Below are 14,572 nucleotides of genomic sequence, written 5' to 3'. Positions count from 1 at the left end.
ACCCTTTCATTTATAGTTTATTATATCACTAATGTGAATCTGAAACAAGGGGGCGATTTGAACTATTAAGTTTTAAATTTTTTGGGGTAATAATGGAATATAGTGTAATAAAATGATAGACAAATAATAAAATATATGATAAAATAATAAAAATAAAAATTAAAGGAGAATACTAATGTCAGTAATTAGTTTAACCCCAGAACAGTTACAATCTCAGGCGGCAATTTATCTTAGTGCTAAAGAACAAATTGAACAGGCAGTACAAACTGTTAATCGAACAAATGGCGAAATGGCATCACAATGGAAAGGTCAAGCATTTAATGCTTACCTTGAGCAATACAACCAGTTGTATACACATGTTCAAAAATTTGAGGAGCTTCTAGTGAGCATCAACCAACAATTGAACAACTATGCTCAAACAGTAGCTGAACGTGACCAACAAGATGCACAAAGCTTTGGTTTGTAGTTAATTTTGAGGAGCGTCAGGGGAACTTGACGCTTATTTTTATTTTATGATGAAGAACATTAAAAAGTACCTATTAATTCTTTGTATAGTATTTCCTGTGTTAGTCTATGCAGACGATGGTAGCTTAAAACTTGATACAGATATCATTACAAATAGTACACAGGAAACGGTCAAAAATAGGATAGAATCCAAATATGCTCCAAATTTATTTTTAAATCGTACCCAAAAGGTTGTGGACCAGAAAACTCAAACAACCAAAGAACTTATACAGGGAGCAGAACAGACTATATTTACTGATGGTGAAAATCACTCTATTTATCGTCTAGAAACTACTGTTGTCCAAACATCATTGTTTAATCAATACACTATAGAGGAGAAATCCTCTTTTAAACAAAGGAATTATTCAATTTTTAAGGATTGGATGGGAAATGTATTTACCAGTTTTTTCTTACTGTTTATGGTTTTGTTGGGAGTCTATTTAGGAAGGAAATGGCATGGATTACGAAAAAATAAAGTTAACTCTAGACTATAGAGCAAAACAAATAGATATTCTAGTTTCAAAATCTCTAACTTGGTTAAGATTAGAAGAATTACTAAAAGATACCAAAGTTAGAGAACAGTTGAATTTACCTCTAAATAGTTCGTTTTGTTTCAAGCTTAGAAACAAACAAATCCATATCGAACCAATGGATATCTTGGCTGTTTATCCAGTTAGCGATGGAGATTATATAGAGATTGAGGATGTATCATAGGAGGAAAAAATGTTTGAAGCAGATCGACTAGAATTTGTGAGAGAAGACAATCAAATATCAGTTCAAATTTCTTCATCAGGTTATCGTAGAGAGCAACTTGAATTGATTCAAGAATATTGTCCAGTAGAAATAGTACAGAAAGACGGAGTTCTTTCTTTGCAGTATAAGATTCCTGAGTATTTTAAAACTGTTAAAGAAGAAATTTTAGAAAGAACTACGGAACTTGAACGTTTTAGTTTGGCACAAAGTATGTCTGTATTAGTTCGTTCTGAAAATGATTATAAAATTCCGTACATTCATCCTGAAAATATCATTATTTTTGGAAGTAATGTACAAATGTTACACTATGGAATTGAAAAATTACTTGCACCTCAACAGTATAGTTCTGAATTTTATCTAGAATCTTATAAAGCTTTAATGATTTCTATTTTACTACCTAAGATAGATTTTGAACTAGCCATCCATGGGATTGATGCAATAAAGGAAAAGGTGGCACAAGATATTATTCCCTTAGAGAGTGTAGCTGATGTCAATAATTATATTGCAGAAAAGTATGCCAAATTATCAGAAGAGAGTTCAAAAGCAAATTTGTTGGTTAACAAGAAAAAATGGAAGACTTTGTTAATAGGGGGAGCTTTACTTGCTACAACCACACTTGTCTTAAGCTTTGCAACTTACAAATCTATGTTTAAAGATGGGCCACTAAAATCATCAGTCATTATGGCACAATCAAATTTCATGCGAAAAGATTACTCTGAAACAGTTGAATCATTAAAAAATTATGGTACAGAATCATTGCCCAAGGAGGCCAAGTATATCTTAGCAGCAAGTTATGTCCGTTTAGATAGTTTGAGTGATAAGCAAAAGGAAGTTATTTTAAATACGATTACAGAATCAACAGATGATACAATTTTTTCTTATTGGATTTATCTTGGACGTGGAAAATTTGAAAAAGCTCTAGATGTGGCACAAAATATCGGGGACACGCAATTGATTTTACATGCTTATACAAATCTATACGAGTCAGTTAAGGCAGACATCAATATGAATGGTTCTGAAAAACAAAAGAAACTTGAAGAATATGAAAAGAAAATAAAGGAACTTTCTGCTGAGATTGGAGAAGCTACGACAAATAGTAGTGATACAAAAGCATCTACTGAAACAACAACTCCTAAAGACAACCGAACAAAAGAAAAGAGTGAACGATAAATGAAGGCAAAAAAGCTAGAATATGATCATCAGCTGGGAGACCAATTAGGAGAGCTTCATAAACCTCTTTATACCTTGTTGATTGAACAAGATAATCTAGAGAAAATAGATTTGTTTGAAGGACAAAAGGTGAAGGTCGGTACTAACGAGTATACAGTAGAAGGTAGAATAGTCTATCGAAATGGTAAGACTTTAGAAAGAGGAAAATCTACTTTTGATAAAGAAATTGTAACCTTGTTGGTTCCTGAGGAAGATATTTTTATCAGTTATATTTTCCCACCACAGCGATTTATTTGTAGCAAGAAAGAATCAGCTGATATTAGTTGGAAAATTTCGAACCAACTTATTTTTTCAAATAATCAAGTACAGGTGACACTTGGGGAATCTCCGATTTATTTAAATGACCGTCTAGTCAAAGAGGGAGGACTTTATCCGTTTGAATTAGGGAACCGAATGAAGGTTTCTAATTATTTTATAGAAAAAAGAAAGAATCAATGGAAGATTGGATGTCTCTTCGAAGAACCGCAATTAAATAGGAATCAAATTCTGATACAAGAAAAAAATAATGAGTATCCGATGGATTTTCCAGAGTATAGAAGGAGTCCCAGAGTTAACCCTATTATCCATAGCGGAAAAATCATTATCAATCAACCTCCTCAACCGATTAGACTCCCCAAAAACTCGCTCATTAGAGCAATTGTTCCAGCTTTAGGAATGTTTACTTTAACTGCATTAAGTTCAATTTGGACAAAAGGTAATCCTGTAATGATGCTAGGGATGGGGGGCTTTAGTCTCCTGACAGCAGCGACAACTATGAGTCAGTATTTTGAAGAGAAAAAGGATACCAAGGAACAAGAAAAAAATCGAATTCAAGATTATGAGGCATATTTATTAAAACAAGTATCTGACTTAGAAAAATACTACAAAGAAGAAACTAATATTTTACATTATAATCAACCGTCAATCTCAACCATTACTGAACTGATTGCAAAGTATGATTCAAGAATTTATGAGAGAATGGACTATAATGAAGATTTCTTACAGGTGTCTTTAGGTTTAGGAGATAGGTTAAGCCAGCTAGAGCTGCAAACAAATTTTGATGAGCAAAGTAAAGATGAAATATCACAGTTTGCTCGCACAGTCTTGCAAGACTACAGTTTGCAAAAGAAGGTTCCAATTACTGTTAATATTTTTGAAGCGACAGTTGGTCTTGTTGGAAATAGTGAAGTAACTAGGACAGCTGTATATAACATGCTTTTACAGATGGCAATGTTTCACAGCTACTTAGATGTTAATTTTATCAATCTTGTTCAAGAACAGAGATATGAGAAAGATTGGTCTGAGTGGCGCTTTCTCCCACACTTTAATATGCAGGAACGAAATATTCGTGGTTTTGTCCATGATGCCAGAAGTCGTGATGCCGTTCTAAATTCGCTTTACCGTATCATTCAAAAACGTTCTCAAATCAAACGTGAAATGGGGGAAAAAGATGCGCGCTTTAAACCCCATTATGTCTTAACGATTATGGATGACTCCCATTTACTTGGCCATAGTTTGAATGAGTATCTAGCCAAAGATTTGACAGAGTTGGGTGTAACAGTCATTTGGGTGAAAGAGGCACGTCGTCTTTTGCCAGAAACTATCACAACTCTAATTGAATATAAGAATCAAAATTTAGGTCAAATCATTAATGATGAGGGTGCCTATAGTGCTCAAACCTTTATTCCCCACCCGCTGTTGGATTGCTATGAAGATTCTATTCGTACTTTAGCAAATCTAAAACACATGGAAGTAGAGAAGAACACGATTCCTAAATCCGTTACCTTTTTGGAACTCTACCAAGTCAGAGAAGTTGAAGAGTTACAGGTTGCGACTAGATGGTCCAAAGCGGATACTTTTAAAACGTTAGCTGTGCCATTGGGATTGCGTGGGAAGGATGACCAGGTGGAACTCAACTTACATGAACGTGCACATGGGCCACATGGTCTTGTAGCAGGAACTACTGGTTCAGGTAAATCTGAGATTCTTCAGTCTTATATATTATCCATGGCTGTAAACTTTAGTCCAGAGGATGTTGGATTTCTTACGATTGACTTCAAAGGTGGAGGGATGGCGAATCTTTTCAAAGATTTACCACATATGCTTGGGTCTATTACTAACTTAGATGGAGCTGCTAGTGCGCGTGCCCTAGCTTCTATCAAAGCAGAGTTACAAAAACGCCAACGTCTCTTTAATCAATTTGGTGTTAATCATATCAATGGATATACTAAATTATATAAGGAAGGCCAAAAAGCTACTGACAAATCAGGTTATCCAGAAAAACCATTACCTCATCTGTTCCTTATTAGTGATGAGTTTGCTGAATTAAAAGAACATGAACCAGAATTTATGACAGAGCTGGTTTCGACAGCCCGTATCGGACGTTCGCTTGGAGTCCATCTAATTCTTGCTACACAAAAACCATCAGGGGTCGTCAATGATCAAATATGGTCAAACTCTCGTTTCAAACTAGCTTTGAAAGTGTCAGATGAGTCTGATTCCAATGAAATAATCAAAACACCAGATGCGGCGAGTATTACTGAACCTGGTCGTGCTTACCTACAAGTAGGAAATAACGAAATCTATGAATTATTCCAGTCTGCTTGGAGTGGTGCGCAGTATGCCCCACAAACAGAGGGAGTTCAAGAAGTTGTTGATGAACGAATTTGGTTGATAAATGACCTGGGACAATATGAATTGTTGTCTGATGACCTATCTAAGGATGAAAATTATATTGCTGATCAGACGGAAGAAATCACGGAACTCTCAGCGGTTGTAAACTATATAGCAAGAGTGAGTGAGACTGTTCCTTTCAATCTGCCAGATAAACCGTGGTTAGAACCTTTAGAGACAGCCATCATATCCCCTCAAACAGATATTCACTGGACCGATGAAAAAGTATTGGCCGTTCCCTTTGCTCGAATGGATATTCCGACAGAACAACGTCAGAAGGATTATCATTTTGATTTGGAAAAAATGGGGCATACAGTTTTCTATGGTTCACCTGGTTTTGGGAAATCCCTAGCTCTTCAAACTCTAGTGCTAAATCTCGCTCGCTTGAATACTCCAGAGCAAGTACAAATCAATCTATTTGACTTCGGAACCAATGGACTCTTGCCACTAAAAGATTTACCTCATGTAGTTGATTTAACAAGGTTTGATGAAGAAGAAAAACTGGTTAAGTTTTTAAAACGTATTGACCAAGAGTTGAAGATTCGTAAGGAGAAGTTTGCCATCTATAATGTAGCAAGTCTTTCTCAATACGAACAAAAATCAGGTGAGAAACTCCCTGCTATTCTTACTATTTTTGACGGGTTTGATACTATAAAAGACACAGCGCTAGAAGAAGCTATTGAAAGTATGATTAACCGCCTCCTACGTGAGGGAGCGAGTCTTGGATGCTATGTGATTTTGACAGCACTCCGCTCAAATAGCCTTAAAATCAGTATGTCAAGCAATATTACCTCGCGCTTGGCCTTTTACCTAGTTGATGAAGGAGCTTCTAAGGAAATTATAGGACGTGATGCTTTAATTCAGCAAGAAATTTTTGGCCGTGCCCAGTTGAAAGAAGATATTCCGTATGCCATTCAGGTTTATCTCCCGATAAGTGGAGAAGGCGATATTGAGCGCCTATATAACTTGGAGGAAGAAGTTAAGCTGATTGCAAGAAGCTGGACAGGAGTTTGCCCAGAACCAATTCCGATGTTGCCAAATGAAGTGACGCTTGATGAGTTTAAACAATCAGCTACAGTTCAAGAGATGATGCAACAAGGTCAAATCCCAATAGGATTTGATAAAGAAACGACTAAGGTAGTAAGCTTTAATCCGAAAGAACATGGCTATTTTGTCATTATGGATGACACACCACAGCAAACAGAACTACTGGAATCAGTTTTATTAATGGCATTTGAAAATTTGAATGGGCAAGTTCAACGTATTCTTTTTGATATTGACGGACGTCTTGCAAATCCAGATAGTTTTGATTCAATCATCTTGTTAAATAATTTTAGTACGGCATTAACAGATCTTGTCAGTGAAATTGAACGAAGACTACAAGGTGGTGATAATCAAATGATGTTTGTTTACATGCCAGACATTCATACCGTAAATGAAAAAATGTTACTTTCTGCAAATGTGTTAGAAACGATTATCAAAAATGCCTCTAAAGCGGGAGTTTACTTTATTTTCCATGGCTATCAGAAAAATATTGAAAGTAAATTTGATGAGTTTAGTAAGCGATTGCGTGCAAATATGCCTGCAGGTATATTTGGTACTAGATTTATGGATCAAGGAATGATTAAAGGTAAATCAGATTACAAAGAAACTCTTTTAGAAGTCGATGAAACTCACTTCTTTGTTGGAAGAGAAGTTTGCAGAATTAAATTACCAAGATAATCTCAGCAACCCTTCACACTTGAACTTGCTAAGAGCCATTCCCCAAAAGTTAGCTATAGGAGTTTTCACTTTTGGGGAATGATTCAAAGGGTGTAAGTTTAATCTTAAGAATATCTATACGGGGTGTTGATTCTACGCAAAATATGTTAAAATGAATTATATATTATAAAAAGGAGAAGGGAAATGGGGTCGTATTATAAACAAATTGCGGCTAGATTTCGTCGACAAGCTGCTGAAGCTCGAATAGAAAAAAGTTTAGTTGATGGGAAAATATCTAGATTAAGAAAAGCTAGCAGTGCTTTAGCAAGTGAGATACAGTCTATCGATAATCGTGCAAGATCTTTAGGTCAGATTCTTCCTTTAGATTCCTCTAGTTTTAAGGGGAGTCGTCAGCAAGATTTTGAAGGTCATTTTTATAATTTAGGAACCGATATAACTAATTTTCGAGATGGCCACAACAATAATAAAACGACTATAGAGGACAAGATACGAAGTCTGGAAACTCAATCAAGTGAACTACAGTCTGCAATAGCATCTTATTATCATCAGGCTCGTATCTATGAATATATGGAGGATTAGGGAGAAAATGGTAGATACAGGTGTAAATCAATCCAGTTGGAACACTATTACAAGAGGTGTTTCTACTTCAACTACAGGAATCGGTAAACTAAGTGATATGGGGTTTAGTCACACAGATCTTACCCCTTTTACCACTTTTAATGACGTTTTGGAGCACTTTAACAAGTCTATTGTTACTTTAAAAAAATTCACCAGATCAGACGCGCTAAAAATGGAACAAGCAGGTCAGAATAAGCTAGATGATGACGCGCATGGAGCAGGAGTTATTGCATCAGGAGGTCTTCGACCATGAAGGAAGAACAAATGATTTTATTCGACCGAGCTTTGTCTAGATGTAACCTATCTGAAAAGGAGCAGGAAGTATTGACAGCGGTAGCGATGACCTTATCAGGACATCCGGATGTTTTTCGGGCGTGTTATATAGCTTTTATGAATGACGAACCAAGTTATCATTATCATCCAATGATAGGGGCGCCGTTGGAATTTTTCTATGAAAAAGATCTCGTGCGGATTCGGCGTCTTCAAGAAGAAGTCACCTTACCTCGTTCGCTTTTTATCCAGTATGCTTCCTATGTGGATCTCTGCTTAAGTCGTATCTATCCTTTGGGTAGTGTTGTCGAACTTGATCGTGAGCTTCTTCCTAAGGACTTGGTTGAGTCATTTGAAAGCGAACAGATGGACTTTTTTGTAGTCATTTCAGGTCGCCGAGTTGATTTGGATAATGGTCATTATATGGACTACATCGGTCATGGCTATCCATTTGGATTACGCTTTGACACTTCACCCTTGTTTTTAAGTAATCTCTTTATTAAGAGAGTGGTATCAGAAGGGTATTCGGATACGGTGGATGAACACTACTGCCAAGAAGCTCTGCGTAAGGACTATCTAGACGCAGGACTGATTTCCAGTGTTTATGCAGAGGAGGAAGTAAATGAAGATTGATGTATCCGAAGTTCGAGTTCAAAAAGAGTTGTTAGTTATTTCGGTAAATAGTATCAAGGAACAGCTATCTGTTTCGAGAAGTCGTCTATCAGAGGTCGTTTCAACTGATAGCCTCAAAGGGGCAGTGAAGGATGCCATTAACCAGAAAGTGACCAACTATCAGATACCACTGGTTGATAACTATGTCAATGCCCTAGATAGCATTGTCAGTCGCTATGATGGACTTGTGAAGCTCTTTCAAGACACGGTGTCAGAGACTGACAACAGTGCCATTATTAAGACAGAATACCTAGAACGCATCAAGCAACGGATGAAAGATCCGATTGAGGGATTAAAGAGCAGTTCCAGTAAGACACAAAATATCTATGCAGGGATTAGCGATATCCTAACGTTAACGAATCCAAGTTTGGATAGTGTGAATACAAGTTATAATCAAGCAGTCAAGAGTTTAGATGATACCATAAAGAACATGGAAGCTTTTAATAGTGTTCTTTTAAAGACAGATACATTTGACCTTATCGATATGCAAAATAGTGAAATCGCAACACTATCAGGTTATGCCCCTCTTCCGTATGGGAACCCCGCATTGAGAAATTATTATAATCGAACTCAGTTTAAAAACTCAGTTTCAGAGATTCACACAGCTATCCATAGCAACTCCAAAGCTGTGAAGTACCAAAATGCTCTCGCAAAACAGCTTGCCGAGTCTAAGTATAGTGGGAAGGTGGACTTAAACAATCAAAACTATTCTGATGTAATTTCAAATGATTTAAAAAATAATTTCGCCAGTGAGTCAATCATGAATGGTATTGATGTGTTTGGAGATAAGGGCTGGGTTAAATTATTGGAAAAAACTCCAACTGTTTTAGGAGGAGTACTTAGTACCTTATATCAACTAAGTGATTCACTCGGAAACTTTATTAACCTAGGTACTAATGGGTTAATTTCGCCCAATGTACTTGATGGTATTAGTAATTCCTCTTCAGGAGTCATTAGAAGTTTGAGTGAAGGAATTGAAACTTTTGCCAAGTCTGGTCCTGAAATAGGTAGGGCTATGGCATTTATTGGTCCTGCAATTGATTTCACTACACAAGTTTCAGCTGGTGAAAATGTTCCGAACGCTGTTATTAAGAGTGGGGCTCATGCAGCAATATCGACTGGAGCTATGACCATTGGTATGAATACAGGAGCAGCAATTGGAGCTACTATTGGTAGTGTTATACCTATTGCAGGAACTGCTGTAGGTGGTATTGTTGGAGCTGCTACAGGGTTTATAGTAGGAGTGGGTTTATCAATTGCAGGCAATGCTGTATTTGATATGATTTATGATAATACTGTTGGAAAGGAAGTCACAAAAATAACAAATAATGTAGTAAAAACAGGTAAGGAAATCATAGATGGTGTTGGTAATGCAGTATCTGACTTTTTCAGTGGTATTGGAACTGTATTTCAGTGATAGGAGATTCTCGTGGACAAAAATCAAATTATAAAGTTAAAGGACGTTGAATTTGTAGGAATTGGTAATTTTGAAGGGGAAACAGTTTTTTTTGATAAGAAAACAGACAAGATGTTCTTAGGTCATTCTAAAACAAAGTTTAAAGCGTCTCCTGTCGCTTTTTCGACAGGAGCAGCACTTATTCTTTATGTTCTTGTAAGAGAAGTAACAAAGGCTCAGGTATTCAGTGGTTTTTGGCCCTTGATTTTTGGTTTTTTTCTAATGATCATTGTCTCAAAACTCCTCTACAGACCAGCTTTGAATGAAGAATTAATTATTAGTCCTTTTGTGCTTTCAAACGTTGATATGATAACTTTTCTTAAAAATGAGAAGAAAAATATAGTTAAGAGCCATCTAATTATATTATTGGCATTTCTTCCTCCAGTGCTTTTTTCTATAGTTTATTTATTGACTTCTAATTTTTTGTTTTTGTTTTTAGCCATTTTATTTTTTATATTCCCCCTATTGTTATTAAATACGAAACCAATACAGAGATTTAAAGTGGTTTATATGTTGTACAAAAAATATTGCTATTATGATAATTAGACATGAAAAGATATTTAAAAAATATGGTTCCTATAGGAACAATTGATAAAAATCCAGTTTATTTTGATAAAAAAGATTCTAGTTTATATATAGTAAGAAAGAAGACTTCTTTTTTGGAAACTGCTGGCAGTAGCATGGTCATGATTATTTATGTCATAATTGGAAAAGTTAATTCCAAATACTATTTAACCATTCTGGGAAGATATCAATTTTTAATGATAGGCATCCTGATTTCCTTTATAATAGCCTTTGTTGTTTGTTATGTTACGTACCATCGTGAGAGGAAAGTTGAAAAACTTCAATTAGAGGAAAAAGCAATGAGAGACTTCGTGTTAAGAGAGCGAAAGAATGTCTTTTTTACCTATTTATCTCTTATCATATTACCACTAATTATAATATTCTTTGCATACCTCTTTATCACATATGGCAATATTTCATGGGGAGTTGTTTCAGTTTTATTTATGACTATATATTTTATGTTCTTTTATAATAAAGTATTCCAAAGAGGAAAAATCATAAATGGACTGTATAAAACTTATAATTTAGAAAGGAAATTTTGAAAAGTAAAACTAAGAGTTTCATTGTCCTAGGTATATATCAGGGAAAATCTGTCTACTATAGCAATGAAAATCATCAACTGTTATATTCAATAAAGGATAAAATCAATGGAGCAACTGCTATTACTGGTTACAGTTCAATTGCTCTTGTTTTATATATTGTTTTAAGAAGTATAAGTAAAAATGGGGAAGTACCAACAGATTTTCGGTTGCTGTCTTTGGTCCTTGCTTATATTATCATTAGTATTGGTAGTAGTCTATTCCTTTATTATGTTTTAAACCGTGTCATTGAGTTAGAAGAATTTCGAATTGATTTAATAAACTATCAAAACTTTTTAAAGCAAGAAAAAAGGAATGTTTTAATATTATATATAACGATGCTCTGTTTTTTGATTATAGGAATAGTGACTGCTGCAATTTTTATAAGTTCGGGTAATTATATTAGTCTTGTATTAACTTTATCATCATATTTTATCGTATACACTATTTTAAATACCAAATTGATTAAACGCAGCATGATATTGAGACAGTTATACAAAGAATTAAGTAATAAGGAGAGTTAATAATGAATGATAAAATATTGCCAATCGGAAGTGTGATTCAACTTCATAACGGAGAAGTGAAGTTAATGATTTTATCTCGTTTTCCACTCTATAATAATCAAGGGACAATTGGTTATTTCGATTATTCGGCATGTTTATATCCAAATGGAAATACGGATAATCAATGTTATTTTTTTAACAAAGAAGATATAAGTAAAGTTTGGTTTGAGGGGTATATTGATGACCAAGAAAAAAGCGCTCAACAGCTTTTTGAGAAGGAACAAAAAAATATTAAATACCCTCACTTAAAGTTAAATAACATATAGAAAAAGTAGATTTAGAGATAGGAACAAGGAGTACAAGCGAACAGATGGACTTTTTTGTAGTCATTTCAGGTCGCCGAGTTGATTTGGATAATGGTCATTATATGGACTACATCGGTCATGGCTATCCATTTGGATTACGCTTTGACACTTCACCCTTGTTTTTAAGTAATCTCTTTATTAAGAGAGTGGTATCAGAAGGGTATTCGGATACGGTGGATGAACACTACTGCCAAGAAGCTCTGCGTAAGGACTATCTAGACGCAGGACTGATTTCCAGTGTTTATGCAGAGGAGGAAGTAAATGAAGATTGATGTATCCGAAGTTCGAGTTCAAAAAGAGTTGTTAGTTATTTCGGTAAATAGTATCAAGGAACAGCTATCTGTTTCGAGAAGTCGTCTATCAGAGGTCGTTTCAACTGATAGCCTCAAAGGGGCAGTGAAGGATGCCATTAACCAGAAAGTGACCAACTATCAGATACCACTGGTTGATAACTATGTCAATGCCCTAGATAGCATTGTCAGTCGCTATGATGGACTTGTGAAGCTCTTTCAAGACACGGTGTCAGAGACCGACAACAGTGCGATTATTCATACAGAATATCTAGAGAGCCTCAAGCAACGTATAAAAGATCCTGTTAATGATTTGAATAAAATTTCAAGTGAGGCACTAATTATCTATGCAGGGATTGGTGATATTCTACATTTAACGAATCCTAGTTTGGATAGTGTGAAGGAGAGCTATAGTCAAGCAGTCAAGAGTTTAGATGATACTATAAAGAACATGGAAGTTTTTAATAGTGTTCTTTTAAAGACAGATACTTTTGACCTTATAGATATGCAAAATAGTGAAATCGCTACCCTATCAGGTTATGCCTCTCTTCCATATGGGAACACCGCATCGAGAAATTATTATAGTCGAACTTGGTTTAAAAACTCAGTTTCAGAGATTCACACAGCTATCCATAGCAACTCCAAAGCTGTGAAGTACCAAAATGCTCTCGCAAAACAGCTTGCCGAGTCTAAGTATAGTGGGACGATAGCTGAAAGTAAAGACTTAATAGATGCATTATTTAATGTGTATAAAGATATAAAAGAAAATCGTCTGTATAAAAAAGTTGATTATTTTGAATTGGAATCTATGTTGGCAGCTTTATATGCGTATTATCGTTTTAGAAAAAATAAAAAAGGGGATATCATTGTTTCTAAAGCAACAACAGAATTCGGTAAGTCATTAGATGATTATTTTAAAGTTGGTAAGAAATTAAGTGGTAGTCATATTTATGAAGTTGTTCAATATAAAAATGGTGATGTTTCACAGGTCTTTAAATCCATTATGGAAAATCTAGGCTATACTAAATATAACGAAGAATTGAGAAAGGTTTTCAAATCTTTTAAAGATACAACTCGATTTAGTACCAAAGTGGCTAGTGTCGGAAAATCAATTGTGTCTACAACTGGAAGTCTACTGAAAGAAGAATTCACTAATGAAATAAGTTTCAAGGATGCTGGTAAAGGCCTGTGGAAAGGAATTACAAGTGAGAAAGGACTCATAGGTTCTGTTAAAGAAGGACTAACAAACTTTAAATCCGCTACGAAGTTTGGTAAGTTTTTAAAAGGGGCTACAGTTGTTGGAGCTGCTTTAGATGTGGTTGATACTTTTTCAAATATCAGTGAAAATGAAAAAGAGGCCAAACGTCAAGGGTTGAGAGGAAATGAAGTTGAGGCTAGTAAGGCGACAGGTTTTGCGATAGATGCGGCTAAGGCAGCGGGAACAACTGTTGCAGGGATTGCTGGAGCGAGTGCTGGAGCAGCGCTAGCAGGTTTAGTTTTTGGTGCGACAGCTCCTGTTTGGTTACCTGGGGCAATTGCAATTGGAGTATCCGCAGGTGCTGTTTGGCTTGCAAATAAACTTAATGATGATTTTCATATAACAGATAATCTTAAAAAAGGTGCCAATAGCCTGATCAAAGGCATGAGAGGATGGTTTAAATGATTATTGAAAGAGTCAAAAAATTTTTTGAGTTTCAAAGAAGGAGTGTCCATGGACCAGTTCCTCTTTGGGGAGTATTAAATGGGATTTTTATTTTGTATCCCTTGGTATTTACAGGATTTTGGCTTGCAGGATTAAGGATTTTAAAAAATCCTGCCTTACATCAAGGCTTGATTATTACAGGGATTGTTGTTTGGATTTTAAATCTGGTTTTTCTTTTGGATCTTAAGCGAGGGATTTTAACTAGCTTTGGAACCTATCTCATGTATCTGACGGGCCATGTTTATGCCATCATTGCTTTTAGCAGTTTAAGTGGGGATCATAGTTTTATTAGTTTGAAAATTTTCCTCCCCCTTATTTTTGCTATTATAGTTGTTATTGTTGGGACTTGTCTGGTCAACTTAGATTCTGAAGAAATTTTATCAGAAAAGGCCATCAAAAATGTCTATAATTTTTTATTTGGACCTCCTGTAATTTTATCGCTTTGCTTTATTTTTTTAGGGATGATTGGATATGATTATTTTATGGGATGGGGGATGTCTTTATTATTCATGATTTTTGGGCCTTATTTGTACCGAACATGGCTTTATATTATCTATGCCTACCAACACCGTCATTATGTTGAAGAAACAGCTTCAATCAAGCATATAAAAGTAAACCCAGATATGATTTCAAACAGAGAGTTTGACAGAGATAGGTTTAAAAAGTAAAGTTTTAAAAGGTATGAGAGGATGG

At 35.3% G+C, this 14,572-nt stretch carries 15 protein-coding genes; all 15 read left to right on the top strand.

The features are described from left to right. Positions 1 to 175 precede the first annotated feature (175 nt). Positions 176 to 466: a WXG100 family type VII secretion target gene (locus tag ACLV7W_RS08970; RefSeq protein WP_049492928.1), complete on the top strand. Its 291-nt coding sequence runs from the start codon at positions 176 to 178 to the stop codon at positions 464 to 466. Positions 467 to 960: 494 nt separating this feature from the next. Further along, positions 961 to 1,218 (top strand): hypothetical protein, encoded by a 258-nt coding sequence (locus tag ACLV7W_RS08965; protein ID WP_061590471.1) that lies wholly within the window; start codon positions 961 to 963, stop codon positions 1,216 to 1,218. 9 nt (positions 1,219 to 1,227) lie between these two features. Continuing rightward, a complete protein-coding gene (gene essB, locus ACLV7W_RS08960) occupies positions 1,228 to 2,427 on the top strand; it encodes a type VII secretion protein EssB (protein WP_049492933.1) in 1,200 nt (399 codons plus the stop codon). Then, positions 2,428 to 6,861, top strand: coding sequence for a type VII secretion protein EssC (gene essC, locus ACLV7W_RS08955; protein WP_411865829.1), 4,434 nt, complete (start codon positions 2,428 to 2,430; stop codon positions 6,859 to 6,861). Between the two features lie 183 nt (positions 6,862 to 7,044). Further along, positions 7,045 to 7,440: a YwqH-like family protein gene (locus tag ACLV7W_RS08950; protein ID WP_070480241.1), complete on the top strand. Its 396-nt coding sequence runs from the start codon at positions 7,045 to 7,047 to the stop codon at positions 7,438 to 7,440. A gap of 7 nt (positions 7,441 to 7,447) precedes the next feature. Next, positions 7,448 to 7,732, top strand: a complete 285-nt coding sequence (locus ACLV7W_RS08945) for a variable surface protein mvspG (protein WP_070480243.1) — start codon at positions 7,448 to 7,450, stop codon at positions 7,730 to 7,732. Continuing rightward, a complete protein-coding gene (locus tag ACLV7W_RS08940) occupies positions 7,729 to 8,382 on the top strand; it encodes a DUF4176 domain-containing protein (protein WP_411865828.1) in 654 nt (217 codons plus the stop codon). Before ACLV7W_RS08945 ends, ACLV7W_RS08940 begins: the two co-directional genes overlap by 4 nt. Next, on the top strand, positions 8,372 to 9,838 hold the full coding sequence (locus ACLV7W_RS08935) for a T7SS effector LXG polymorphic toxin (protein WP_411865827.1): 1,467 nt from the start codon (positions 8,372 to 8,374) through the stop codon (positions 9,836 to 9,838). The genes ACLV7W_RS08940 and ACLV7W_RS08935 overlap by 11 nt, the downstream gene beginning before the upstream one ends. 12 nt (positions 9,839 to 9,850) lie before the next feature. Continuing rightward, entirely contained in the window at positions 9,851 to 10,423 is a 573-nt protein-coding gene (locus tag ACLV7W_RS08930) for a hypothetical protein (protein WP_084926400.1), read from the top strand. Positions 10,424 to 10,425: 2 nt separating this feature from the next. Continuing rightward, on the top strand, positions 10,426 to 10,983 hold the full coding sequence (locus ACLV7W_RS08925) for a hypothetical protein (protein WP_142358445.1): 558 nt from the start codon (positions 10,426 to 10,428) through the stop codon (positions 10,981 to 10,983). Further along, a complete protein-coding gene (locus ACLV7W_RS08920; RefSeq protein ID WP_084926399.1) occupies positions 10,980 to 11,543 on the top strand; it encodes a hypothetical protein in 564 nt (187 codons plus the stop codon). The genes ACLV7W_RS08925 and ACLV7W_RS08920 overlap by 4 nt, the downstream gene beginning before the upstream one ends. A gap of 2 nt (positions 11,544 to 11,545) precedes the next feature. Then, positions 11,546 to 11,848 (top strand): DUF4176 domain-containing protein, encoded by a 303-nt coding sequence (locus ACLV7W_RS08915; RefSeq protein ID WP_070478089.1) that lies wholly within the window; start codon positions 11,546 to 11,548, stop codon positions 11,846 to 11,848. Positions 11,849 to 11,892: 44 nt separating this feature from the next. Further along, on the top strand, positions 11,893 to 12,159 hold the full coding sequence (locus tag ACLV7W_RS08910; protein WP_228112084.1) for a DUF4176 domain-containing protein: 267 nt from the start codon (positions 11,893 to 11,895) through the stop codon (positions 12,157 to 12,159). After that, on the top strand, positions 12,149 to 13,840 hold the full coding sequence (locus ACLV7W_RS08905; protein ID WP_261126484.1) for an LXG domain-containing protein: 1,692 nt from the start codon (positions 12,149 to 12,151) through the stop codon (positions 13,838 to 13,840). The genes ACLV7W_RS08910 and ACLV7W_RS08905 overlap by 11 nt, the downstream gene beginning before the upstream one ends. Continuing rightward, positions 13,837 to 14,547, top strand: a complete 711-nt coding sequence (locus tag ACLV7W_RS08900) for a hypothetical protein (protein WP_150923174.1) — start codon at positions 13,837 to 13,839, stop codon at positions 14,545 to 14,547. Before ACLV7W_RS08905 ends, ACLV7W_RS08900 begins: the two co-directional genes overlap by 4 nt. The last annotated feature ends 25 nt before the right edge of the window (positions 14,548 to 14,572 follow it).

The organism is Streptococcus mitis (assembly GCF_965111735.1).
Taxonomy (GTDB): Bacteria; Bacillota; Bacilli; order Lactobacillales; family Streptococcaceae; genus Streptococcus; species Streptococcus mitis_DR.
The sequence above is the reverse complement of the archived record's forward strand: the minus strand, read 5'-3'. Positions and strand labels throughout refer to the sequence as shown.